Source organism: Agrobacterium sp. 16-2014-1-2a, assembly GCF_053522705.1.
Genome location: NZ_JBNWBX010000021.1, coordinates 1 through 3,196, shown reverse-complemented (window position 1 = coordinate 3,196; position 3,196 = coordinate 1). Strand labels below are relative to the sequence as shown.

Here is a 3,196-nt window from a genome sequence, read left to right as displayed (position 1 = left end):
TGAGAAGATATTTGTTGCGTTTTGCAGACCTGGCAGCGACCTACTCTCCCGCGTCTTGAGACGGAGTACCATTGGCGCTGGGGCGTTTCACGGCCGTGTTCGGAATGGGAACGGGTGCAGCCGCCCCGCGATAACCACCAGGTCGGCAAAACGCAACACAGTTCATGTTTTCACATGAGTGTTGTTTCGAGAAGCTGGGAAGCTTGCGCTTCATTTAATTTAACACGTCTTTCTGCGACCCTTCCCGTATGTTTGCCATACAGACCAGAGGTCGTCGCGCCCTGTGGCGCGGCCCGTCCGGAGCGCTATGCGCGTCAGGACAGAACAGATGATGCTCATCTTTGATGAGCATGAACAATGGGAACGAAGAAGTCGATCGAGCTATTAGTAACGGTAAGCTTCACATGTTGCCATGCTTCCACACCCGTCCTATCAACGTGGTCGTCTTCCACGGCTCTGATAGGGAACACTCGTTTTCAGGTTGGTTTCCCGCTTAGATGCCTTCAGCGGTTATCCATTCCGTATATAGCTACTCTGCTATGCCCTTGGCAGGACAACAGATCCACCAGAGATACGTCCATCCCGGTCCTCTCGTACTAGGGACAGATCCTGTCAATATTCCTACACCCACGGCAGATAGGGACCGAACTGTCTCACGACGTTCTGAACCCAACTCACGTACCGCTTTAAATGGCGAACAGCCATACCCTTGGGACCTGCTCCAGCCCCAGGATGCGATGAGTCGACATCGAGGTGCCAAACAACCCCGTCGATATGGACTCTTGGGGGTCATCAGCCTGTTATCCCCGGCGTACCTTTTATCCGTTGAGCGATGGCCCTTCCACACGGGACCACCGGATCACTATGACCGACTTTCGTCTCTGCTCGACTTGTCAGTCTCGCAGTCAGGCGGGCTTATGCCATTGCACTCGACGACCGATTTCCGACCGGTCTGAGCCCACCATCGCGCGCCTCCGTTACTCTTTCGGAGGCGACCGCCCCAGTCAAACTACCCACCATACACTGTCCCGGATCCGGATAACGGACCGCGGTTAGACATCCACGAAGATAAGGGTGGTATTTCAAGGATGGCTCCACAAGAACTGGCGTCCCTGCTTCAAAGCCTACCACCTATCCTACACATGCCTTGGCGAATGCCAGTGTAAAGCTATAGTAAAGGTGCACGGGGTCTTTCCGTCTGACCGCAGGAACCCCGCATCTTCACGGGGAATTCAATTTCACTGAGTCTATGTTGGAGACAGCGGGGAAGTCGTTACGCCATTCGTGCAGGTCGGAACTTACCCGACAAGGAATTTCGCTACCTTAGGACCGTTATAGTTACGGCCGCCGTTTACTGGGGCTTCAGTTCAGAGCTTGCACCCCTCCCTTTAACCTTCCAGCACCGGGCAGGCGTCAGACCCTATACGTCGTATTGCTACTTCGCAGAGCCCTGTGTTTTTGATAAACAGTCGCTACCCCCTGGTCTGTGCCACCCCATCATACTTGCGTAAAATGGGGTCACGCTTCTTCCGAAGTTACGCGTGCAATTTGCCGAGTTCCTTCAACATAGTTCTCTCAAGCGCCTTGGTATACTCTACCTGACCACCTGTGTCGGTTTCGGGTACGGTCTATACGGTGGAGCTATTTCCTGGAACCTCTTCGCCGCACATTCAATCCAGTAAGAATGTACAACACACGAGATCCGTCACTACCACCAGGCCCACGAATATTAACGTGGTTCCCATCGACTACGCGTGTCCGCCTCGTCTTAGGGGCCGGCTAACCCTGCTCAGATTAACTTTAAGCAGGAACCCTTGGTCTTTCGGCGAGGGAGTCTCTCACTCCCTTTATCGTTACTCATGTCAACATTCGCACTTCCGATATCTCCAGCAGCCCTCACGGGTCCGCCTTCACAGACTTACGGAACGCTCCGCTACCACGCAACAGTCACTACAACTGTCACATCCTCAGCTTCGGTGCATGGCTTTAGCCCCGTTACATTTTCGGCGCAAAGACCCTTATTTAGACCAGTGAGCTGTTACGCTTTCTTTAAATGATGGCTGCTTCTAAGCCAACATCCTGGTTGTTTTGGGATCCTCACATCCTTTCCCACTTAGCCATGACTTGGGGACCTTAGCTGGAGGTCAGGGTTGTTGCCCTTTTCACGACGGACGTTAGCACCCGCCGTGTGTCTGCCGACTAGTACTCCTCGGTATTCGGAGTTTGGTTAGGATCAGTAAGACGGTGAGTCCCCATAGCCCATCCAGTGCTCTACCCCCGAGGGTATTCGGTCGACGCTCTACCTAAATAGATTTCGCGGAGAACCAGCTATTTCCGAGTTTGATTGGCCTTTCACCCCTAGCCACAAGTCATCCCAATCTATTGCAACAGATACGGGTTCGGCCCTCCAGTTGGTGTTACCCAACCTTCAGCCTGCTCATGGCTAGATCACTCGGTTTCGGGTCTAATGCAACTAACTCAATCGCCCTATTCAGACTCGCTTTCGCTGCGCCTACACCTACCGGCTTAAGCTTGCTAGTTACACTAAGTCGTTGACCCATTATACAAAAGGTACGCCGTCACCCTTGCGGGCTCCGACTGTTTGTAGGCATCCGGTTTCAGGTTCTATTTCACTCCCCTCGTCGGGGTGCTTTTCACCTTTCCCTCACGGTACTTGTTCGCTATCGGTCATGCACGAGTACTTAGGCTTGGAGAGTGGTCTCCCCATGTTCAGACAGGATTTCACGTGCCCCGCCCTACTCAAGGACAATGACTGTTCTACGCGTAAGGGGCTATCACCCTCTATGGCCGACTTTTCCAAATCGTTCCGCTTTATTCATCATTGCCACTGGCCTGGTCCGCGTTCGCTCGCCACTACTTACGGAGTCTCGGTTGATGTCCTTTCCTGCAGGTACTTAGATGTTTCAGTTCCCTGCGTTCGCTTCTTACCCCTATGTATTCGAAAGTAAGATACCTTATCACAATGCTTGGAAACCCAGGCCGTTCATAAAACAGACTGGATTTTCCAAGCATTTAAGGTGGGTTGCCCCATTCGGAGATCCATGGATCAAAGCTTATTCGCAGCTCCCCACGGCTTTTCGCAGCGTATCACGTCCTTCTTCGCCTGTGCATGCCAAGGCATCCACCAAATGCCCTTAATTCACTTCTTCGTTCTCATTGTCTATGCTCATCCATA

The 3,196-nt window shown here is 52.7% G+C and carries 2 rRNA genes; both read right to left on the bottom strand.

Annotation, left to right across the window (positions count from 1 at the left end):
- Positions 1-27: 27 nt before the first annotated feature.
- Positions 28-142: ribosomal RNA gene (rrf, locus tag ACQZ45_RS27000) — 5S ribosomal RNA — on the bottom strand.
- A gap of 221 nt (positions 143-363) precedes the next feature.
- Positions 364-3,170: ribosomal RNA gene (locus tag ACQZ45_RS26995) — 23S ribosomal RNA — on the bottom strand.
- Between the last annotated feature and the right edge of the window lie 26 nt (positions 3,171-3,196).